Below are 22849 nucleotides of genomic sequence, written 5' to 3' on the forward strand. Positions count from 1 at the left end.
TAATCAGTATAGAAGGGCGGCGATTTTCTGTTCCGCGTGAGAAATCCCTGACCAGTGCTTTGAAGGTGAAATGGCGGGTGCTATAAATTGGTTTTTGCTTGCATAACAGGGGTTGAACAGTGCCAGAGATAAATCTGTATGGGCAAACGGTGGGTGATGCCCTACCGGACTGGAATGGCGCAACTGCGCTGCCACGGAGTGTGCTTATCGGACAATATTGCCGTCTGGAGCCCCTGAATGCTGACCGCCATGCCGCCGATTTGTTTGACGCCTACGCGCAGGCACCTGACGAACGTGACTGGACCTGGCTTGCCTGCACGCGTCCGGCGAGCGTAGAGGAGGCCGTGCGCTGGGTCACGGGTAAATCAACGGATGCCACTTTGGTTCCCTATGCGGTGATTGATTTACAATCCGGGCGCGCCGTGGGGTTAGTCTCATTTATGGCGATCGACCTTGTAAATGGCTCGGTCGAGATAGGCCATGTGACCTGGTCGCCACGAATGAAGAATACGGTGCTGGGTACTGAAACCGTCTGGCTGTTGCTGCGCCAGGCGTTTGCGCTGGGCTATCGCCGCGTGGAGTGGAAATGTGATTCCCTGAACATCGCATCCCGACGTGCGGCGGAGCGTTTAGGGTTTATCCATGAAGGGCGCTTTCGCCAAAAGATGGTGCGCAAGGGCCGTAATCGCGACAGCGACTGGCTATCAATGATTGACGATGAGTGGTCACAGTGTGACGCTGTTTTGCAGCGTTGGCTGGCTGTCGACAACTTTGATGAAAACGGGCTGCAGCGCCAGTCATTGGCGGCATGTCGGCAGCAATAGTACGCTTCAGAAAAATTAACGATGCGCCCGCAGTCAGTACAGTCATGGCATGGGCGCATTTATTATGGGTGCTGATTCACTAACGGGTTTGCCAGCGGGTACGTTCGACGGCGCTTTGCCATTCATGCCAGCGTTTTTGCAGTCTTCCATGGCGTACCATATCGGGCTGGAACGACACGTGATCGGGCAGGTAGTCGTGTAACTGGCTGGTTGCTATACCCAGCAGGTTCTTGCGTGCCAGCAGTCCTGCACCTATCGCGGAAAGTTCAGGGATATCGCTGCGCATGACCGGACAGCCCAGCAAATCAGCCTGATACTGCATCAGCCAGTCATTTTTTGTTGGTCCACCGTCAACCATTAACGCACTGAGTTGAAAGCCTTTGTGCTGGCGCATCGCGGATACAACATCGGCAATCTGATAGGTAATGGACTCTAGTGCTGCACGTACCAGATGTGCGCGCTTTACTCCGCGGCTAAGACCGTGAATCAATCCTCTGGCATCTTCATCCCACCAGGGGGCGCCCAGTCCGGTCAGTGCCGGAACAAAATAGACGCCCAGTGTCGAGTCAACCGTAGCAGGCAGTGTATTGAGCTCGTGCAGCAATTGCGCGTCCGGTAATTCGCTAAGACCTGTGCTATCGGCCATCCATGCGACGGCGTCCCCGGTATGCGGAATATTGCCCTCCAGACCGTAGACCAGGGTATCACCATCATGCCAGGCGATGGTCGTTGCCAACGCGTTCACCGCAGACTGTGTCGTGAATACAGGAGCCATAACGGAAGATCCGGTGCCATAGGTGGCTTTGACACAGCCTTCGGTCCCCAGTCCATGAGCAAACAGCGCGGCATGAGAGTCGCCGATCATCGCCAGAATAGGGATGCCATCAGGTATCGTCGCCAGGCCTTGTGTGACGCCAAAAGGGTAGCTGGAAGGGCAAATTTCAGGCAGTGCCTGTCGTGGGATACCAAACAGCGCCAGCATCTCGCTATCCCATTGGCCACTGTTCAGATTGAGCAATTGCGTACGCGAAGCGTTCGAGATGTCGCAACGAAATGACTGGCCGTGTGTCAGGTTCCACAATAACCAGCTATCGATGGTTCCGAGACATATTTCGGCTTGCTGTGCGAGCGCCATACCGTTGGGAACAGACTCCAGTAGCCAGCGCATTTTAGAGGCAGAAAAGAGCGGGGCGACGGGTAATCCGGTGGCGGATTTTATGTGTGCCTCTCGGCCCTGTTCACGTAATGCACGACAAAAATCGGCCGTCCGCGAACACTGCCAGGTGATGGCAGGGCCGATGGGGCGTCCGCTGGTACGATACCAGCCGATCGCCGTTTCACGTTGATTGCTGATCGCCAGCGCGGCGACGCGATGTGCGCCAACGGCAGCAATGGCTTGTGCTACCACAGCCAGCGATGCTTCCAGCAGCGCATCGCCCGACTGTTCAACCCAGCCTTCGCGGGGCGTGTGGATCGCCAACGCCTGGGAGAATTTCGCGACCACATTTCCCTGGCTATCCAGCGCGACGGCTTTGGCATTGGTGGTGCCTTCATCGAGCGCAACAATAATGTCTTTTTGTGCTGACATTGTTTTCTCCAGCCCCTCTGATTCCCTGAGCATTAGCGATGGAAAAAGGTGTCCACCCCGAGATAGCGGGTGAAAGCTTCATGCAGCACCTCGGCGCTGGCAGAATGGTTCATGGCCACGTGATGCTCAAAGCCGTTGCGACAGATCCAGGACAGTAGATCCTCCAGATGAGGCACCTGAATTACCGCGCGGCAGCCAACCGTATCCAGTGGATCGTCAACCGATTGCCCTTCCCCGACGTAGGCTTTGATTTCACCGGTTAAATCGTCGGTGCTCAGGCGGAAGTAGGTCAGCGCACCGCTTTTCATGCGTCCATGTACCGCACCACAGGTGTTCTCTTTTCCCACCGTGGTGCCGATGATATCTGCCGTGCCCATCTTCGGGTTATCCAGACTGGCTGATGCGAAGTTACCGCAGTGAAACAGGACACATTTGTCACGATCGTCGCCGAAATTATTATTCCAGTCAGCAATCGATGCAGGGCTTAAATTACTGCTGGCGAGCGCGTACATTGACAATGCACCCATCACGTCCACTTCGCAGGCGCTGGGCATTAACTGCCCGGACATTACGCTCATGATCGAACAGACATTGATACCCAAATTTTCCTGCAGCGAGGTCCAGCACTGGATGGCTGTCGTATCAATATCGTTGGCAACAACCCATTCGCTGATAACGACAAACAGTTTTGCCATTGTGACCAGTTTGTCAGTTGGAATGGTGCTGGCGTCGGCGTTATCCAGCAACAGACGTCGCTTCTCATCCACGCGAATATCGTCGTCGCGCAGTCGTTTGATGCGGGTAAAGACTTCAGACAGGTCCAGTGTTTCCACGGCGATCCCCAGCCTTTCGAGTAATTTTTCGCTGTAGCGGACGGTATTAAACCCGGCCGGACGTGCACCGATTGCGCCGACGCGTACACCGCGCATGCTGGTAACAACCCGGCAGATTTGTTCGAAGCGTTTCAGATCCTGTTCAAACACTTCGCCTGACAGATCGCAGACATGCTGAGTGGTCAGCGTAAACGGTATACCGTACTGGCGCAGGTTATTGCACAGGGAGATCTTGCCGCAGAAGCTGTCACGGCGGGTGGCCAGTCCCATTTTATCAAGATTGTCCTCCTGCGCCTGTACCAGCACCGGCACATTTAAACCAGAAAGACGCAGCGTTTCCGCTATCGCTTTTTCGTCGCCAAAGTTAGGCAACAGTACCACCACACCGTGAATGTCATCGCGGTGTGTGCGGAATAATTCAGCACAAATTTTCGCATCCTGACGGGTTTCAACCCCACCGAGCTCGGTCTGCGTATCGTCGAGCATAATGGTTTTAATGCCCAGCCGGTCAAAGAGTGCGCTGGCCTGTTCGCGGGCTTCAGCAACCAGATAGCTCGGGAAAAATCCCCGATTGCCAATGATGACAGCCATGGTCAGTTGTTGAGGAATTCGGGACATAGCTTTCTCCAGTAAGTGTTCTGTTATTATTGTTTTATCGTGTTGCCTGTAACAGCGTGGTGGCGTTTTTCACGACGCCCGCTGCGTCAATTTCGTGGCGCGCGCGTGTTGCCGCACGATCGGCGGCGATGGCATATTGGCCATCGCCAATGCCTAATCTACGCAGTGGAATAGCACTGCCTGCTTCTGCCAGCACTTCAGCCACCAGACTACCCACGCCACCATTCACGTTATGTTCTTCTACGCTGACCACAGCCTTGCAGTGGGCTAATGCCGCCAGCAACTGTTGGGTATTACAGGGGCGAATTGACGGTACACTGATTACGCTGGCATCAATACCAGCCTGTTCCAGCTGTGTGGCAGCCTCGACAATTTCATGCACGGTTGAGCCCATCGCGACCAGCGCAACATCTTTTCCTTCCCGCAGAATATCGATATTCCCCGGGGCGAAGCGGTAGTTTTCGTCGTGCAATTCGGGCAAGGCTTTGCCATCAAGGCGAATATAAACCGGACCAACGTGGCTTAAGGCATAGTCGATAATTTGTCGGCATTCCACTGGACAGGATGGGGCGTAAATCTCAATATTGCCAAAACCTCGCAGCACGGAAATGTCATCAATGCTGTGGTGCGTACTGGCGAGCGGGCCGTAGCTGGCCCCCGCGTTCAGACCAATCAACTTCACGTTGGTATTGTTGTAGCAAATGTCGACTTTAATTTGCTCATTAGCCCGTGAAATCAGGAAGGGCGCGGCGTTACAGGTGACGGCGATTTTACCGCCCAACGCCAGACCAGCAGCGGCGCCGACCAGCGTCTGTTCGGCAATACCTACGTTGACCAGACGGCCGGGAAATTCCTGCATAAATGGGGCGATTTTAGCTGTTGATGTTGAGTCGGCCACGACGGGCACAACATCCATCCCGCGTTTGACTGCGGCAATTAACGTGTTCACCATCACGGTGGCGAGGTGTTCGCTATTACGCATCTTTCAGTTCCTCCAGCGCCAGTTCAATTTCTTCTCCTTTTGGCACACGGTGATGCCATTCCGGGCGGCCCTGAATAAAGGAGATCCCGGCCCCTTTGGTGGTGTGTGCAATGACAACGTGCGGTTTGCCTTCGGGTGTTAATCCTTCCAGCGTGCGCACCACATCATTCATATCGTTCCCACGGCACTCTGTAACCTGCATGCCGAAGGCACGCCATTTTTCATCCAGCGGATCGGTGTTCATGATCTCTTTGGTTGCTCCGGCGAGTTGGAGGTTATTTTTATCGTTGATAATAATGAGGTTATCGAGTTTATAGTGGGCGGCGACCAGGGCCGCTTCCCAGTTACTGCCTTCGGCCAGTTCTCCGTCACCGGTGACGACAAATACCCGGCGCTTGCTATTGCTACGTTTAGCTGCCAACGCAATCCCTACTGCAACCGGTAGGCCGTGGCCAAGAGCCCCTGTGTTCAGTTCGATTCCTGGTGTTTTATGTTTTACCGGATGGCCTGGCAGATGCGAATCGGCGTGTTGGTAGGTCGCCAGCCAGTCCACCGGAATAAACCCCGCTTCTGCCAGTACACAGTAGTACCCCCCCACGGCATGACCTTTCGACTGGATGTAGATATCACGCTCGTCGCTCTCTTTAAGCGCCACAGAGCAGTTCAGGATGCGAAAATAGAGTGCTGTCAGCAGTTCAACCTGCGACAGGTCAGCGCCAGTGTGCCCGCCAGCCGGGCTTTCAGCATTCAACACGATTATGCGGCGACGCACGGCACGTGCTTTCTTTTCTAGCTCTGGTATTGAGAGCAAAAACGGATTCATAAGACACCTCTTGAATGTTTAATCTTAGTTGAATAAATATTCCGTGCGGGTGCAGTAGTGCAACTGTCTCTCTATTCACTGCGTAATCTGCAGATAAAACAGTCTGTCGTTATTGGTTAGAATAAATATTCACTACTGATTTATTATTCATTATTGAAGATATGCCTTGTCTGGCAGTTTGTCTACGGCTTGTGCCACCAAATTTTGGAGAAAAGAGAAAAGGATCACACTAACGAGTTAACAGGAAAGGTGCAGATGGCTTGTTATCTATTCAGGTATGAATAAAAATAACAGGTAGTTTACCAGGGGGAATGCCATGTCAAAGCAGGATGAACAGCGGTTGCTGGTTAAGATAGCCACACTCTACTATGCCGAAAATAAAAAACAGTCTGAGATCGCTACGCTGCTGCACTTGTCGCAGTCCTTTGTCTCCCGTGCGTTGACGCGTTGCCAGAAAGAAGGGCTGGTGAAAATCACCGTCGTACAGCCGACCAATATCTTTGTGGAGCTGGAAAAAGCCATTGAAGAGCAGTTTGGTATTCGCCAGGCGATTGTCGTTGATGTTGGAGATAACTCCAGCAGTACGCAAATCAAACATGCTATTGGCAGCGCGGCGGCACACTATGTTGAAACCCGCCTGCGTGCCGAGGACCTGGTTGGGATTTCCTCCTGGAGTAGCACCATTCGTTGCATGGTTGATGAGATGCACCCGCAAAATATCCGTGCAGCGGGCGTCATTCAGTTGCTGGGGGGCGTAGGGCCGAACGGCAACGTGCAGGCCACGATTCTTACCCAGCAGTTGGCGGCGCACCTTGGCTGTCCGGCCTGGCTACTGCCTTCACAAAGCATTGAACATTCGGTGGAGGAACGTACGCGGTTGGTTAACAGCCCGGACGTTGCTGCTGTGGTTGAAAAGTTTGCCGAAGTGGATGTGGCCATCGTCGGCATTGGTGAACTCGAGCCTTCTCAACTGCTGAAAAACTCAGGCAACTACTACAACGAAGAAATGTTGCGGCTGCTGGCCGAACGCGGCGCGGTCGGGGATATCTGTCTGCATTATTACGATGCAGCGGGAAATCCGGTACTTAACCATGAGGAAGATCCGGTCATCGGCATGGAGCTTTCGCAGATCCGCGACTGCAACCATGTGATTGCGCTGGCGGGCGGAGTGGAAAAACAGAATGCGATTCGCGGCGCACTGCAGGGAAATTATATTGACGTACTGATCACAGACTACCCGACAGCGCGTAGTCTGGTAAAAGGGTGATGTCGCGGCGAGTTCAGTTATAACCAGCCCCAGGGGCTGGCTATAGCCATCAGCGTTTTGTTAAGCGTAGTTTATCAGGCCTACTGTCATACGCGACGTAGGCCTGATAAGCACGGCACCTTGAGGGCTACTGCGTTTCCATCGCTGCTTTTTGCGCGACCACGGCGGCTTTTTGCTGCATGCGATTTTGCATCTGGTCGATGATGACTGCGACAATAATCACGATGCCTTTAATCACCATCTGCCAGAATTCGCTGACCCCCATCATGACCAGACCATCGGCCAAAAAACCGATGACGAAGGCACCAATTAATGTCCCTAAAATCGTGCCCCGCCCACCCGCCAGCGACGTACCACCAAGTACAACGGCGGCAATGGCGTTCATCTCAAATGCCGTACCGTTCGCCGGATGGCTGGCGGAAAGTTGCGCTGAGACCACAATACCGGCAATGGCGGCACACAGTCCTGACAGGGTATAGACCCAGATTTTCACCTGTTTTACTTTTACTCCTGACAGCTCAGCAGCGCGTTCGTTATCGCCGATGGCGTACACGTGGCGACCAAAAGGCAGGCGACGGGCGACGTAAGCAATGACCAGGGCCAGCGCTATCATCATCCAGATGGCCCATGGAATGCCAAACAACGTTCCAGCACCAATCTCATCAAAACCGGTATTACCGAGCTGAGGATTACCGGAAAGCCCTGGGAAGGTTTGCCCATCGGAGGTCAGCATTGCCGCGCCGCGCAAAACGTACATGGTGCCAAGCGTACAAATAAACGGCGCAACGTTATACCGGGTGATGATCCAGCCATTCGTCGCGCCAATCAGTCCACCAATCAACAGAACGACAGGTACAATTACCCAGACACTGGGAAAAATTGCTATGCCGAACATCGGTAATACAATACCTTTGGTGATAAGCCATCCGGCAATCATGCCGCACAGCCCCAGCGTAGCGCCAATCGAGAGATCAATCCCGGCGGTAATAATGACAAACGTGATCCCCAGTGCCAGAAATGCGTTAATGGCAATGTGCTTGATCATAATGACCATACTGCCGCCAGAAAGGAATCCCGGTACGGTAAAAGCAAAAAAGCCGACTATCAAAAACAGTGCAATAAAGGTGCGTAATTTTAGGATCAACAGCAGGATATTTTCCCGTGAGAAAGCGACTGTGGAGCGAGGCGCGACGACAGCAGATTGTAGTGTTTTCATGTCAGAACCCCTGAGCACTTGCGGTTACCAGCGCCGACTCTTCGGCACGATCGCGGGCGATATCGGCCGTTAGCTTGCCGCCGGACATCACCAGAATGCGGTCAGAAACCGCCATAATTTCTTTTAAATCCGAGGTGGAGAAGACCACAGCAATCCCCTGCTGTGAAAGTTGGACCATCATGCGGAACACATCGGCTTTTGCCCCGACGTCGATGCCACGTGTCGGTTCGTCAAGAAATAGAATTTTGGGATTGGTGAGCAGAGAGCGACCAATCACCACTTTTTGCTGATTACCGCCGCTCAGCGCCTGAATTTCCACATCGGGTGAGGAAACTTTTATCGACAGATTACCAATTGTGCTGGCGACTACCGCCTCTTCATCTTTACGGGCAATGGCAAAGCCGCGCTGCAAACGGCGCCACAGGCTGGCAATGGTCAGATTGGTGGCAACGGATGAAATAGGGAAAATCCCCGTGCGTTTGCGGTCCTCTGGCACCAGACTCATCCCCATACGGATGCGATCGGCGGTCGTTAAGCGTTGCGGGACCGGTTTGCTGTCGAGCCACAGTTTGCCGAGATAGTTGCGCTCAGTACCTAACAAGCACTCGAACAATTCAGTTCGTCCGGCTCCCATCAGCCCATAGATACCGACAATTTCACCCGCGTGAATGTTAAAGGTGACATCATTGACGACCGCGTTGCCCGCAGTATTGACGCAGGTAATATGTTCCGCTTCCAGAACCGGGGCGCCAAACGTGCGGCCAGGTTCGAGAAAGTTGCTCACCGGATCGCTGCCCAACATCTCGCGCACAATCCATGGCACATCGATCTCGCTCACCCTGGCTTCGGCCTGAAATTTACCATCGCGTAAAATGGTGATCACATCGCCAATCGACATCAATTCTTCGAGACGATGGGAAATGTAGATAATTGACACCCCCTGGCGGGTCAGTTCACGAATGACACGGAACAGGATCTCGACTTCAGTTTTACTGAGCGCTGAGGTGGGTTCGTCAAGGATCAGGATATCCGCATCTTCAGCCAGGGCCTTCGCGATTTCGACCAGTTGTTGCTGTCCCACTTTGAGATTGCCAACCAGATCGCGTGGTGATATTGGCTGATCGAGTCGGGTTAACAGTTCGGCGGTACGTTTTTCCTGTTCGGCCTCATCAATGGGAGCCATGCCCGTTTGAATTTCCCGACCGAGGAAAATATTTTCCGCGACGGTGAGGTTCTCAAACAGGTTTAGTTCCTGATGCACCATGCCAATTCCGTGTGCCGCTGCGTCCCGGGTATTGGCGAAGCGCACGGGATTTCCATTAAGCGACATCTCGCCGCTGCTGGGCTGCTGAACACCCGCGAGGATCTTCATCAGTGTGGATTTTCCCGCGCCGTTTTCACCAATAATCACGTTCACTTTGCCGCGCCAGACCTGATAATCCACGCTGTCCAGCGCAATCGTGCCAGGAAACAACATGGAAATAGCATGGGTGCGCAGGATGATGTCATCAGCTGAGGTATTGCGCATTAATGAGTCTCCTGTTCAAGCGTCAGCGCTGCCGCGTTTTCCGCTTTTCCAGCATTCAACGTCACGGCGAACAGCACTGTCGCAGTCTTCCCTTGCCAACTCGTGTCTACGGCGGATAAGTGTTTTGCCGCTTCGCGGTTATAGGCCCGTGAAAGTTGGGCAAACTGAACCTGATTAGTAAAATCTTCGAACTTGAAACCGCTGGCATCACGAATAGCATTGCCGCGCATTACCGGACCAATCTGGACTGTGACGGGCATGTCATTGACCTTCACCACGATGGTGCGTTCACGCCCATTGGTGGTGTCGATGCTATCAATCGTGCTGGTCAGGCGTACAAACACGCTTTCGGGAGCGGGTGAGGGGGCCTTCAGGCGAGTGGTCAGCGCTGAAGCATCCAGAGCATGTTGCTGCGCCGCCTCCAGAACACGGGATTGCCAGGTTTGTTGCGCGATCTGATCGGGAGTTTGGTTGTCGAAACTGGCTTTGGCCTGTGGATCGGCCGGGATGATGGGTTTGCCGTTTTCGTCGAGGTCAACTACCGTGCAGGCCGTCAGCAACAGGGCGGCGCACCCAACCAGTGCGGCACCCCATTGTGTTAACGACATAGTGCCTCCGTTTAGTGGCTCAAATTAAACGAGTTCAGCTTGCTGGCATTGGTTTCATCAATCAGCACGCAATCCATAAGCTGTTTTTCCTCTTTCTGGGCTTTGCCGTTTTTCAGGTAATAATCTGCCTGCTCAACCGCCATTTGTGCCTGTTGCCAGCCGGGTTGCAGCACGGTCGCTTTGATATTGCTTTTATTGATGATTGAATCGCGGGTGTAGTCGCTACCATCAAAACCGACCACGATGACATTATTTTTCCCGGCAGCCTTCAGTGCGGCCTCGGCACCCAGCGCCATAGTGTCATTCCCTGAGATCACCCCTACGATATCCGGGTTGGTTTGCAGAATGGATTCCATGCGGGTAAAGGCTTCGGTTTGGCTCCAGTTTGCCGTTTGTTGGGCCACCATTTTCATGTCCGGGTAATCGTCGAGTACATCGTGATATCCCTGCGAGCGTACATGAGCGTTGGTGTCGGACTGACGCCCCAGTAGTTCAACGTACTTCCCTTTTCCGTCCAGCAGTTTGGCGAACGTCTCCGCACCGAGCTGTGCGCCTTGATAATTATTCGACACGATTTGTGCGACGGCGATGCCGGTTTTATTGATTTCGCGATCGATCAGAAAGGCAGGCACGCCTGCTGCTTTGGCTTTTTCCAGCGGACCCACGGTGGCATCCGCACCCGCATTATCGAGAATGATTGCTTTCGCTTTACGGGCAATGGCGGTTTCAATCAGCTGGTTTTGTTTATTGACGTCATCATCATGAGAGGCAACCAGCGTGGTGTATCCCAGCGCTTTTGCTTTGGCAACCGCGCCGTCGGCCTCGGCTTTAAAGAACGGGTTGTCGTGGGAAGGGGTAATAATCGCAATCAATCCGTTGTCAGCAGCATACAGCGAACCCGAGGCGGTCAGGATCGAGGCCAGTAATACGGATTTAACCAGGGTCTTGTTCATCTTTTTCTCCACTTTGAATATTTATTCAAATATGATTTATTATTCAAGTTAACGATAAATCGAGATAATCGAACTGTCTACGATTTGCGCAGCTAATTTCTTAAAAGGAGAAAAGGATCACGATCCTGATGGCGAGGCCGGGCACAGCGTAATGATGTTGTTACCACGCTGAAACCAACGCACGTTGACGTCCTGATTGCCGAGGTTTGCCGAAAATGATGGCATAATTTGCAGGGTTATATGCTGAGTCGTGAGGGCGGTAATTTTTGCGCTGGCGAAACCAGGTAACCCGCTTGCCTGGGTGGAGAATGCCTTATACAGACTCTCTTTGGCGCTGAAGGCCAGGGTTAAGGCAAGTGGAAAGGGGAGTGACGCATGAAGCAAAACCTTTCTCTCAGTGTTGTCTATAATGCTGTCAGCCAGCTCAGCTGCGACCTGCGGCGAAAAAATAGCCTCAATATCCAGTCCGACGGGGTGGCGTGAGACGACAGCCAGTGCCGTTGTCGCGCTATGACTGATACTGCCAAAGAGGCCATGTGGCCACAGCGGTTGTCGCTGCTCGCCGATGCCGGGCACCGTTTTGATACCGTATTCACGTAAAGCATGTATTGCGGCGATACGTCCTGCCAGGTGCTCTGCTTTACGTTTACGTGCGCCAGCGGTTAGCTGGGCATGGTGAGGGAGCCAGAGCAGATCGTGCTCGTGAAAGCTGTTGGGATCAAATTCGATGATCTGCAGCGAATAGTCTGCGAAAGGCAACGATGTGTGTGTTGTACGCATGATTTTGTATCGTTTCCCTCTCCCCACCGGGAGGAGAGGGAACAACGCTATCAGAAGTGTGTATTCACGCTCATGAACCACGTACGACCCGGTTCGTTATAGGTGTACGCGCCAGCGCCCGCCATATAATTACCGGTAACGATATCGCCAGTGGTCTGGGCATTGCCTTCACGCCACAGACGTTTGTCAAAGACGTTATCCACGCCGCCGGTCAGGCTGACGTTTTTGGTCACGTCCCAGGTCGCGCTCAGGCCGACGATGCTGTAAGGACTCACTTCTTGTGCCGAGCTGCCGGTTACCGGTTTACCCTGGTAATCGTATTTCTTCGGCTGCTGTTTGCCGTACCAGGTAAAGGTGGATTGCAGTGACAGATCTTCACGCGCCTGCCAGCTCAATGTTGAGTTCAGCGTGTACTCAGGAATAATCGACAGACGTTCGCCAGTCTCTTTATTCTTGCTTTGCAGCATGTAGGTGATGTTGTTGGTCCAGGTAACGGTTTCGCTAACCGGCACGTTCAACGTTCCTTCCAGGCCTTCTACCACCGCTTTAGGAATGTTTTCCCACTGATAGATATCGGTGTAGGTTGTTGTAGTCTTGCCCGTTGTAGCGTTTTTCTTGCTGATAGAGGTTCTGTCAAACGGTACCGTACCCGCTTCAATCTTGTTTCGGTAATCGTTGCGGAACCAGGTGACGCCAGCCAGCCAGCCATCACGTTTGAACTCGAGACCAATCTCTTTGTTGATGCTGGTTTCAGCTTTCAGGTCATCGTTACCCATCATGTAGCAGCCAATACCGCTGGCAGAACCGGTGGCATAGCAGCCCTGGCCTTTACTGTACAGAATGTAATTCGGGTTGAGTTGGTACAGGCTTGGTGCTTTATAGGCGCGCGCGATACCCATTTTCAGTGTAAAGTCGTCGCCCAAACCTTGAGACAGGTTCAACGACGGGCTCCAGTTGTCGCCCACAATGCTGTGGTGGTCGAAACGCAGACCCGGTGTCAGCATGGTGCTGTCGGTCAGCTCCATGTTGTTTTCGGCAAACAAAGAGAAGATCTCGGCTTTTGAATATGGGCTGCGATCGGTGCTGCTGTAGCCTGGAATATTACCGCCCATAAAGGTCTGCGAGTTAGACAACATGTCCTTCATGCGCTGCTGGTTCCATTCAGTACCCAGCGTCAGGTTTTGATTGACCAGTAGATCCAACGGAATGCTGATCTCACTGTGCAGCATGACGTCATTCAGGTCGGCATCGACATATTTTTGTGAAGCAGTCGGGTCGAAGATCCCCTCTGTTCCACCGGCCAGACCTTCCGGCGTGCGAGAGTTCCGCGTATGTTCGTACTGCACCCAGTTGCTGGTGGTGACACCATTATCCCAGCCGCCGTTCCAGGTCAGCGAGTAGTTCTGACGGTACAGACGGTTAGTTTCTTTACCGTAGTTATCTTTCACCAACTGGTTAGTGTTGGTATTTTGCGTGTCGCCCGCGTACAGGTTGCCCTGGCGGCTATAACCCGCTTCCAGTTCAAGTGACTGAAGTGGGGCAAAATCCCAACGCACAATACCGTTGATGTCTTTGTTGATCACCCCTTCACGACCGGCGGGTAAGGTATTTGAATATGTGCCGGTACGTTCTGACTGATGACCCTGGTTGATGTCCCATGCGTCGGCCTGGGTTTTATCGAGATTACCGTACAGACGGAAGCTGAAATCTCCGCCCATTGGGCCGTTCAGGCTAAAGTTGGTGCGTTTGGTCGAACCTTCGTCTTTGTGTTCCGGGGCATTGAAATAGGTATCCCAGGAGCCGTGCCATTCACTGCTGCCTTTTTTGGTGATGATATTCACCACGCCACCCGCAGCACCGTTACCGTAGCGTGCCGCGGCTGGGCCGCGCAGCACTTCAATACGCTCGATCATTTCCGGCGGCACCCAGGCGGTATCGCCACGGGTATCACGCTCGCCGCGCCAGCCCTGACGCACAGAGTTGCGGCTGGTGACCGGCTTGCCGTCGATCAGAATCAGGGTGTTTTCCGGGCCCATGCCGCGAATGTCTATCTGACGGTTGTTGCCACGTTGACCGCTGGTTGAGTTACCGGTCAGGTTAACGCCTGGCATGGTACGGATGATTTCCGACACGTCGCGAGCCGGAGGGTTCTTACGGATTTCATCTGCGGTGATGGTCGAAACGCCTGGAGCCTGCAGGTTCTGCTGAGCGGCGGTGACGACGATGGTGTCTTCATGAGAGACGGCGGCGCTATCGGTTTTATCTTCTGCCATCGCGGGCAGGGCTACCCCGTAAATCCCTAAATTGACCAATAAGGCCAGTGAATGAATCTTGTTGTTCATTGTATGTCCTGCTTTCTTTTAGCCACGAGTACCCGTGTGCCGTTTTGGGCACCAGGCCTGATGTCGCCCGCATCTGCGTAAACCCCTCCGTTCCAGAAAAAGTACGCAGCGCCAGGTCGGTTTATAAGTGGTGAAAAACTGTGCGCGCTTCCCACAGCGCGTCAATACGCTATTGCAAATGCAAATAGTTATCAATAATATTATCAATATATTTCACGCTCAGATATAAAATTTCACAATAAACATGGGGTTATGGCGGTGACGACGTTAATGATGGGAAGCGAGGCGTGGTGGCAGTCGAAAAAAGGCCCGGAGTGGGAGCGTGAAGACAACGGAAATTATCGGGTAACGTTCTGGTGGCGTGACCCGCAGGGAACGGAAAAAGAGTCCGCCATTCGCCGCGTGTGGGTCTATATCACCGGCGTCACCGATCATCATCAAAATGCCGTACCTCAGTCGATGCAACGCATTGATGGAACAAATGTTTGGTGCTGGAGCATTTCTCTGAGCGCCAACTGGCGCGGCAGTTACTGTTTTATTCCAACAGAACGGAACGATATTTTTGCTACGCTGGCACCGGGTGAAACACCCGATCGCACTGTGCTACGCGAAGGCTGGCGACAACTGCTGCCACAGGCTATTGCGGATCCTCTCAATACTCAAAGCTGGAAAGGGGGCCGGGAGCATGCGGTGTCCGCGCTGGAGATGCCAGATGCTCCCGTACAGCCAGGATGGGATCGCCCTGAAAATCCCGACTTGCCCGCAGTATGCCTGCAATGGCACAGCGATCGGTTGGGTAATACGCGCCGGGTGTGGGTTTTCACCACCGGTGAAGCCAACCCGCAAGAACGTCCCCTGGCTATTCTGCTGGACGGACAATTTTGGGCACACAGTCTGCCTGTCTGGCCTGCGCTGACCTCACTCACTCATCGTGGCCAGCTTCCTCCCGCGGTATATCTCCTGATTGATGCCATTGATACGCCGCATCGCAGCCATGAGTTGCCGTGTAACGCTGATTTTTGGCTGGCAGTTCAGCAGGAATTATTGCCGCTGGTCAAAACCACGACGCCATTCACCGATGACCCGCAGCGTACGGTGGTTGCCGGGCAAAGTTTTGGCGGTTTGGCTTCGCTGTATGCTGGCCTGAACTGGCCGGAACGGTTTGGCTGCGTACTCAGTCAGTCCGGATCTTATTGGTGGCCGCATCGCGGTGGTCATCAGGATGGCGTGATTATTGAACAACTGAAGGCCGGAACGGTAAGCGTTCAGGGTCTACGTATTGTGCTGGAAGCCGGGACCCGCGAGCCGATTATTTTTCGTGCTAATCAGGCGCTATTCGCCCAATTTCCCTCTGCACCACAGTCTATTTTCTGGCGTCAGGTTGAGGGTGGTCATGATGCGCTTTGCTGGCGCGGCGGCTTAATGCAAGGGCTGATGACGCTCTGGCAACCGCTCACCGACACGCTTTAACCGGACGATGTTCCACGACAGGAGTTGAGTATGGAATTCAGTAACCCCTTCGATAACCCGCAGGGACAGTTTTACATTCTGCAAAACCCACAACGTCAATTCAGCCTTTGGCCTCAGCAGTGCTCACTTCCTGCTGGCTGGACGGTTGTGTGCGAACCGCAGTCGCAGGAAGTCTGCCAGCAATGGCTGGATGCGAACTGGACCACGCTGACGCCAGCGAACTATGTCGATGTACAGGAGGCGCAATGACTCAGCGCTTACCTTTAGTTGCGGCCCAGCCGGGGATCTGGATGGCAGAAAAGCTCTCCACATTGCCCTCGGCGTGGAGCGTTGCACACTATGTCGAATTAACCGGTGAACTGAATGCACCACTGCTGGCAAAGGCAGTCGTGGCCGGTCTGGAGCATGCGGATACCCTGCGGATGCAGTTCACTGAGGATAACGGTGAAATCTGGCAATGGGTTGATCCTACGCTCACCTTTGCTGAACCTGACATTCTCGATTTACGCAATGAATCCAGTCCGCACGAGGCGGCACGTGCGTTGATGCGGGCGGATCTGCAACAGGATCTGCGCGCTGACGGTGGCAAGCCGCTGGTCTTCCATCTGCTCATTCAGGTGGGAGATAAACGCTGGTACTGGTATCAGCGCTATCATCACTTACTGGTTGATGGCTTTAGTTTCCCGGCTATTACCCGCCAGATTGCTGCAATTTACACAGCGTGGCTGCGCGGTGAATCCACGCCAGCCTCGCCATTTACGCCGTTTGCCGAGGTCGTGGAAGAGTATCAACAGTATCGTCAAAGCGATGCCTGGCAACGTGATAGCGCATTCTGGGCTGAGCAACGCCAACAACTGCCGCCGCCGGCTTCATTGTCGAACAAACCGCTGCCAGGTCGCTCAGCCAGCGCGGATATTATTCGCATGAAGTTAACTGCACCTGAAGGTTCATTCCGCCAGCTTGCGTCACGTATGCCAGATGTTCAGCGTGCGGATCTGGCGCTGGCGCTGGTTGCATTGTGGCTCGGTCGTTTATGCAGCCGAATGGACTATGCTGCCGGGTTTATCTTTATGCGCCGTATGGGATCAGCTGCGCTTACCGCTACCGGACCGGTGTTAAATGTCCTGCCCTTTGGCGTGAGACTTGATGCAGCAGAAAGTCTCCCTGCGCTTGCGCAACGGCTGGCCGGGCAGATGAAGAAAATGCGCCGACATCAGCGCTATGATGCCGAACAAATTGTCCGTGACAGCGGGCGTGCGGCCGGGGCTGAGCCACTGTTTGGCCCGGTACTGAACGTGAAAATATTCGATTATCAGCTGAATATTCCCGGCGTACAGGCGCACACCCATACGCTGGCGACAGGACCGGTGAACGATCTGGAGCTGGCGCTGTTCCCGGATGAAAACGGTGGGCTGAGCATTGAAATTCTGGCGAATAAGCAGCGATATGACGCCGCTACGTTGGCGCAGCATGCCTCGCGTTTAATCGCGCTTATCGAGCAGTTTGCCGACAATCCGTCGCTATGCTGCGGCGACGCCGAAATGTTGTTACCGACAGAACATGAGCGGCTGGCGAAGATTAACGACACGAGCGTGGAGATCCCGTCCACTACGCTTAGCGCACTGGTGGCGCAACAGGCCGATAAAACACCGGATGCCCCGGCGCTGGCCGATGCCCGCTATCAGTTTAGCTATCGCGAAATGCGTCAGCAGGTGGTGGCACTGGCAAAACTGCTGCGCGAACGCGGTGTGCGCCCGGGGGACAGCGTGGCGGTTGCCTTACCGCGCTCCGTTTTCCTGACGCTGGCGCTGCACGGCATCGTCGAAGCGGGCGCAGCTTGGTTACCGCTGGATACCGGATATCCGGACGATCGTCTGCGGATGATGCTGGAAGACGCCAAACCTACGTTGCTTATCACCACTGATGAACAACGGATTCGTTTTAGCGGTATCCCTGGGCTGGAAAGCCTGTGCTACACCGCTCCGCTGCCAGAGCAAGATGACACACCATTCGCTTTATCACGACCAAATCATACGGCCTATATCATCTTCACCTCCGGATCGACGGGCAGACCAAAAGGAGTGATGGTGGGGCAAACCGCAATCGTTAACCGTCTGCTATGGATGCAGAATCACTATCCGCTGACGGCCGACGATGTGGTGGCGCAAAAAACGCCATGCAGTTTTGATGTTTCGGTCTGGGAATTTTTCTGGCCTTTCATTGCCGGCGCAAAACTGGTGATGGCTGAACCAGAGGCACATCGTGACCCGCTGGCGATGCAACAGTTCTTCGCGACGTTTGGGGTGACGACAACGCACTTTGTACCGTCGATGCTGGCGGCATTTGTGAGCTCACTGACGCCAGAAACGGCGCGGGAAAGCTGCTCCACGTTGAAACAGGTGTTTTGTAGCGGTGAAGCGCTGCCGGCAGAATTGTGCCGCGAATGGGAGCAACTGACCCACGCGCCGCTGCACAATTTGTATGGGCCAACCGAGGCGGCGGTAGATGTAAGCTGGTATCCAGCCTGGGGTGAGGAGCTCGCTGCCGTAACCGGCAACAGCGTACCCATCGGCTATCCGGTCTGGAACACCGGTTTGCGGATCCTCGATGCCATGATGCGTCCAGTGCCCATTGGTGTCGCCGGTGACCTGTACCTGACGGGGATCCAACTGGCGCAAGGTTATCTGGGGCGTCCGGATCTGACGGCGAGCCGTTTTGTTGCCGATCCCTTTAGCCCAGGCGAACGTATGTATCGTACCGGAGACGTGGCGCGCTGGCTGGAAAATGGTGCGGTGGAATATCTTGGGCGCAGTGATGACCAGCTAAAAATTCGTGGGCAGCGTATTGAACTGGGCGAGATTGATCGGGTGATGCAGCAACTACCAGATGTGGAGCATGCTGTTGCCCATGCCTGCGTATTCAATCAGGCGGTAGCGACAGGCGGCGATGCGCGCCAGTTAGTGGGCTATCTGGTGTCACAATCGGGTTTACCGCTGGATATTTCGGCATTGCGCGAGAGTCTGCGCGCAACCCTGCCTGCACATATGGTACCGACAGTGCTGCTGCAACTGGCGGAGCTCCCGCTCAGCGCCAACGGCAAGCTGGATCGTAAAGCGTTACCAATGCCACAACTGACGTCACGTCAGGAAGGGCGGGCGCCGCGAGCAGGGACTGAAACCACTATTGCTCAGGCGTTCACGGCCTTGCTGGGCTGCGAGGTCAATGATGTTGAAGCGGATTTCTTTGCGCTTGGCGGGCATTCGCTGCTGGCGATGAAGCTGGCCGCGCAGTTGAGCCGCATTTTTGCGCGCCAGGTAACGCCTGGGCAGATTATGGTGGCCTCGACCGTCGAACAGCTCAGCGCATTGCTGGATAGCAATGATGACGAGCAGTCGCAACGGCTGGGATTTGAAACGCTGCTGCCGCTGCGTGAAAGCGATGGTCCTGTGCTGTTCTGCTTCCATCCGGCATCGGGTTTCGCCTGGCAGTTTAGCGTGTTGTCACGCTATCTTCCTCCACAGTGGTCGATTATGGGTATCCAGTCACCGCGACCGGATGGCCCGATGCAGACAGCAGAAAACCTGGATGCGGTGTGCGAACAGCACCTGGCAACGATACTTCGTCAGCAACCTCATGGACCTTATTATCTGATTGGGTACTCGTTGGGCGGTACGCTGGCGCAGGGCATTGCTGCCCGATTACACGCGCGTGGAGAAACGATCGCGTTTCTCGGCCTGCTGGATACCTGGCCGCCGGAAACGCAAAATTGGTCGGAAAAAGAGGCCAATGGACTCGATCCGGAAGTGTTGGCGGAAATTGATCGTGAGCGGGAGGCGTTTCTGACTGCTCAGCAGAGCAATGCATCCGACGCATTGTTTAGTGCCATTGAAGGTAACTACGCCGATGCGGTTCGACTGCTGAGTACGGCACATAGCGTACCTTTTGCGGGACACGCGACGCTGTTTGTTGCTGAACGCACGTTACCGCCGGGAGTCAGCCCGGAACGCAGTTGGTCGCCGTGGATTTCCAGTCTGGATGTTTATCGCCAGGACTGCGCGCACGTTGATATCATTACGCCAATGGCTTTCGAGAAGATTGGGCCAGTCATGCGTGACTTGCTCAGCGATATCCAATAAATAGACTCGCCACCTCTGCGGAGGTGGCGCGATTTACCTGTTTGCAGTGCGTCCTAACGGAACCACTAACGGCGTTCCGGCAACCGGATCGTCGATAATCATACACCGTAGCCCATAGATTTTTTCAATGAGCTCTGCCGTGACAATCTCTTTCGGCGCACCCTCGGCGACGATCTTTCCATCACGAAGTGCAATCAGATGGGTGGCATAGCGACACGCCTGATTCAGGTCGTGCAGAACGGCGGCCAGCGTGTAACCTTTCTCCCGGTTTAGCTCACTCAACAGCTCCAGCAGATCAATCTGATGGCTGATATCCAGCCAGGTGGTCGGTTCGTCGAGCAGCATAATCGACGTTTCTTGTGCCAGTACCATCGCTATCCACGCGCGTTGTCGTTGACCGCCGGAGAGGGTATCCACACTTTGCGCCGCCAGATGTGTGATCCCCGTGGCCTGCATCGCGTGGGTTACCGCGATTTCATCTTCTTTACGCCAGCGGGTAAATAAAGGTTGATGTGGATAACGCCCACGAGCAACCAGCTCCTGCACGGTAATATCGCCCGGCGTGGTGGCATTTTGCGCCAGCAGACCAATTCTGCGTGCGACCTCTTTACTGGGGTAATGTTGAATATGTTCACCATCGAGCCAGACTTTGCCGTGCGCGGGCGTCATCAGACGACTCAATGTACGTAGCAGCGTGGACTTTCCACAACCGTTGGGGCCAATAATGGCAGTGAAGTGACCATCGGGGATCGAGACATTAAGGTTTTCTGCCACGGTAAACTTGCCATAACCCAGCGTTAACTGGTCGCCACGCAAACGGGCTACTGATTCGGTCATTTTTTGCGGGACTCCTGAATTAACAAGACGATAAGGTAAATACCGCCGAGGCTTACGGTGACAACGCCAACCGGAAGCTGATAAGGCATAAATAGCTGCTGAGCGCATAAATCGGCCATCAGCAGTAGCAGGGCGCCGCACAGCGCCGACTGCGTTAATCCCCAACGTGCCGTGCCGCTAAGCCGACGCGCGATGTGTGGGGCGACAAGAGCAATAAACGAGATAGGTCCTGCCAGCGCGGTGGCCGCAGCGGTCAACACCACGGCGACCAGCATCATCATTAAACGTGAACGCTCTACGCTGACTCCAAGCGCGCAGGCGCTGTCATCACCCATTTCCAGTAAACGCAGGCGGCGTACCAACAGCGCGGCGCACCCCAGCATCACGATAATTAGCGGCGCAGAAGGCCAGGTCTTCGCCCAGGTCAGACCGTTGAGCGATCCGGCGTTCCACAGCCCGGCGGTCAGCGCGGTTTCTAAGGACGCCTTCAGCAGCAGCCAGGTGTTGAAGGCCACCAGCATAGCGCGAATGCCGATCCCGATGATGATCAGCCGGAAGGTGTCGATGCCGTTGCGCCAGGCCAGCGCCCAGACCACCAGCGAAGTCAGGATCCCACCGAGCATTGCCGCCAGCGCGATGGCGGTAAGATGCTGACCAAACAGCACCATTGCCACCAGTACGCCGCTCCAGGCACCGGTATTGAAGCCCATCACGTCCGGGCTACCCAGCGGGTTACGCATCAATGACTGGAATATCGCGCCGCTAACGCCCAGCGCCGCGCCAATCAGCAGCGCCATCAACACGCGTGGTAATCTCCACTCGGTCACCACCAGCGTAATGCTACGCGGTGCATCACCGAACAGGGCGGCAATAATTTGCGGGGTCTCGAGCATAACGGCACCGCTACGCAGGCTCCACAATCCAACGGCCAGGCAACCGACGACCAGCAGCAGACAACTGACAATCAGGCGACGGGAGAGGTGCATCATGCGCCACCCCCGCGCGATTTACGGCGTACCAGAAAGATAAGCACCGGCGCGCCGATAAACGCGCTGACGACCGAGACGCGCAGCTCGCCGGGCACAATCAGACGACCGATGATATCGGCAATCAACAGCAGAGAAGGGGTGGCCAGCAGAGTGACGGGCAGCGACCAGCGATGATCTGCGCCCACCAGCCAGCGTGCCATATGCGGCATCATCAGGCCGATAAAGGCGATAGGGCCGACGATGGCGGTCGCACTTCCGCACAGTACGGTAATCACCAACAGGCCAATAAACTGGGTACGCGCAACTTTGCTCCCCAACGCCGTTGCGGTGTCGCTTCCCAGACTGAGGCTATTCAGAGCACGGCTGAGGAACAGCGCGACAGCACCGGCCATCAGGACCGGGATCAGCACGACTTTCAGCGTCTGCAGGCTGCGGATATCCAGTGAACCGGCTTGCCAGAAACGCAACTGGTCGTAGACGTCCGGGTTGAGCAGGGCGATGCCTGTGGATAATCCTTCCAGAACAGCACCCAGCGCAACACCGGCCAATGTCAGACGTACCGGGCTGAGCTGCCCGCCGCCCTGACTGCCGGTAAATGCCACGATCAGCGATGCGACCAGCGCACCGGCAAAAGCCATCAGCAGTTGTTCTTGCGCAGAGGAGAAGCCGAACAGTGCGGCCCCCAGCACAATAGCAAAGCTGGCACCAGAGTTGACGCCCAGAATACCGGGATCGGCGAGAGGGTTTCGCGTGAGCGTTTGCATCAGCGCACCCGCCAGGCCCAGTGCACCACCTGCGAGGAGCCCTGCCAGCGTACGCGGGAGTCGCGCGTCCAGCACGATGGTGCAATCGGCGCTTTGACAACTGCCGGTGAGTGCATCAAATACCACGGAGGTGGGCAGCGACTTTGCGCCAATAACCAGACTTAATGCCGTGGTGAGAACAAGTAGTAACAACAGTCCGGGCACGGCGAAGGCGCGTGTCACGGAAATAGAGCATGACATATCAACTTCCCTGATAATGATAGTAATTATCGTTATCGATCTTATTTGGAT

At 54.7% G+C, this 22849-nt stretch carries 18 protein-coding genes; 5 read left to right on the forward strand and 13 right to left on the reverse strand.

All coding sequences use genetic code 11. The features are described from left to right. The first annotated feature begins 119 nt into the window (after positions 1–119). Positions 120–824: a GNAT family N-acetyltransferase gene (locus tag AL515_RS07880; RefSeq protein WP_061067483.1), complete on the forward strand. Its 705-nt coding sequence runs from the start codon at positions 120–122 to the stop codon at positions 822–824. A gap of 79 nt (positions 825–903) precedes the next feature. On the opposite strand, the gene AL515_RS07885 is transcribed toward AL515_RS07880, so the two are convergent. From AL515_RS07885 to AL515_RS07900, 4 genes are read right to left on the reverse strand one after another with little or no spacing between them, the layout of a single operon-like run. After that, a complete protein-coding gene (locus tag AL515_RS07885) occupies positions 904–2412 on the reverse strand; it encodes an FGGY family carbohydrate kinase (protein ID WP_048212344.1) in 1509 nt (502 codons plus the stop codon). 32 nt (positions 2413–2444) lie between these two features. Further along, positions 2445–3863 (reverse strand): L-fucose/L-arabinose isomerase family protein, encoded by a 1419-nt coding sequence (locus AL515_RS07890; RefSeq protein ID WP_048212343.1) that lies wholly within the window; start codon positions 3861–3863, stop codon positions 2445–2447. Between the two features lie 34 nt (positions 3864–3897). Further along, positions 3898–4845 (reverse strand): transketolase family protein, encoded by a 948-nt coding sequence (locus AL515_RS07895; protein ID WP_061067484.1) that lies wholly within the window; start codon positions 4843–4845, stop codon positions 3898–3900. Further along, a complete protein-coding gene (locus AL515_RS07900; RefSeq protein ID WP_061067485.1) occupies positions 4838–5668 on the reverse strand; it encodes a transketolase in 831 nt (276 codons plus the stop codon). The genes AL515_RS07895 and AL515_RS07900 overlap by 8 nt, the downstream gene beginning before the upstream one ends. Before the next feature lie 316 nt (positions 5669–5984). On the opposite strand from AL515_RS07900, the gene AL515_RS07905 reads away from it, so the two are divergent. Continuing rightward, positions 5985–6935, forward strand: a complete 951-nt coding sequence (locus AL515_RS07905; protein WP_061067486.1) for a sugar-binding transcriptional regulator — start codon at positions 5985–5987, stop codon at positions 6933–6935. A gap of 127 nt (positions 6936–7062) precedes the next feature. On the opposite strand, the gene AL515_RS07910 is transcribed toward AL515_RS07905, so the two are convergent. The 6 genes from AL515_RS07910 to AL515_RS07935 form a co-directional block, all read right to left on the reverse strand. After that, positions 7063–8151: an ABC transporter permease gene (locus AL515_RS07910; protein WP_048212339.1), complete on the reverse strand. Its 1089-nt coding sequence runs from the start codon at positions 8149–8151 to the stop codon at positions 7063–7065. A gap of 1 nt (position 8152) precedes the next feature. Next, positions 8153–9679: a sugar ABC transporter ATP-binding protein gene (locus tag AL515_RS07915; RefSeq protein WP_192575275.1), complete on the reverse strand. Its 1527-nt coding sequence runs from the start codon at positions 9677–9679 to the stop codon at positions 8153–8155. Further along, positions 9679–10287 carry a DUF2291 family protein gene (locus AL515_RS07920; RefSeq protein WP_048212338.1) on the reverse strand — a complete coding sequence of 203 codons (609 nt, stop codon included), beginning with the start codon at positions 10285–10287 and terminating at the stop codon, positions 9679–9681. Before AL515_RS07920 ends, AL515_RS07915 begins: the two co-directional genes overlap by 1 nt. An 11-nt stretch (positions 10288–10298) precedes the next feature. Next, positions 10299–11240: a D-ribose ABC transporter substrate-binding protein gene (locus AL515_RS07925; protein WP_048212337.1), complete on the reverse strand. Its 942-nt coding sequence runs from the start codon at positions 11238–11240 to the stop codon at positions 10299–10301. A gap of 117 nt (positions 11241–11357) precedes the next feature. Continuing rightward, positions 11358–12020 carry an enterobactin synthase subunit EntD gene (gene entD / locus AL515_RS07930; RefSeq protein ID WP_061067487.1) on the reverse strand — a complete coding sequence of 221 codons (663 nt, stop codon included), beginning with the start codon at positions 12018–12020 and terminating at the stop codon, positions 11358–11360. Between the two features lie 50 nt (positions 12021–12070). Beyond that, complete coding sequence (locus tag AL515_RS07935; protein ID WP_061067488.1) at positions 12071–14362, reverse strand: TonB-dependent siderophore receptor; 2292 nt, start codon at positions 14360–14362, stop codon at positions 12071–12073. 252 nt (positions 14363–14614) lie between these two features. Here AL515_RS07935 and fes point away from each other — a divergent pair, with 252 nt between their 5' ends. The 3 genes from fes to entF are packed head-to-tail and all read left to right on the forward strand — an operon-like array spanning position 14615 to position 19968. Beyond that, entirely contained in the window at positions 14615–15832 is a 1218-nt protein-coding gene (fes, locus tag AL515_RS07940; protein WP_082759572.1) for an enterochelin esterase, read from the forward strand. Positions 15833–15862: 30 nt separating this feature from the next. Further along, a complete protein-coding gene (locus AL515_RS07945) occupies positions 15863–16081 on the forward strand; it encodes an MbtH family protein (protein WP_061067489.1) in 219 nt (72 codons plus the stop codon). Further along, on the forward strand, positions 16078–19968 hold the full coding sequence (entF, locus tag AL515_RS07950; RefSeq protein WP_061067490.1) for an enterobactin non-ribosomal peptide synthetase EntF: 3891 nt from the start codon (positions 16078–16080) through the stop codon (positions 19966–19968). The genes AL515_RS07945 and entF overlap by 4 nt, the downstream gene beginning before the upstream one ends. A gap of 33 nt (positions 19969–20001) precedes the next feature. Here entF and fepC read toward each other — a convergent pair whose 3' ends face one another. Genes fepC through fepD form a run of 3 tightly spaced genes read right to left on the reverse strand, consistent with a single transcriptional unit; the run spans position 20002 to position 22798 of the window. Continuing rightward, positions 20002–20805, reverse strand: coding sequence for an iron-enterobactin ABC transporter ATP-binding protein (fepC, locus tag AL515_RS07955; RefSeq protein ID WP_005123456.1), 804 nt, complete (start codon positions 20803–20805; stop codon positions 20002–20004). Then, a complete protein-coding gene (gene fepG / locus AL515_RS07960; RefSeq protein ID WP_048212332.1) occupies positions 20802–21794 on the reverse strand; it encodes an iron-enterobactin ABC transporter permease in 993 nt (330 codons plus the stop codon). Before fepG ends, fepC begins: the two co-directional genes overlap by 4 nt. Next, the gene (gene fepD, locus AL515_RS07965) at positions 21791–22798 is read right to left on the reverse strand and encodes a Fe(3+)-siderophore ABC transporter permease (protein ID WP_048212331.1); all 1008 of its coding nucleotides are present in this window, start codon (positions 22796–22798) and stop codon (positions 21791–21793) included. Before fepD ends, fepG begins: the two co-directional genes overlap by 4 nt. Positions 22799–22849: the final 51 nt, after the last annotated feature.

Origin of the sequence: Citrobacter sp. FDAARGOS_156 (genome assembly GCF_001559235.2) — a bacterium.
Classification (GTDB): Bacteria; Pseudomonadota; Gammaproteobacteria; order Enterobacterales; family Enterobacteriaceae; genus Citrobacter; species Citrobacter youngae.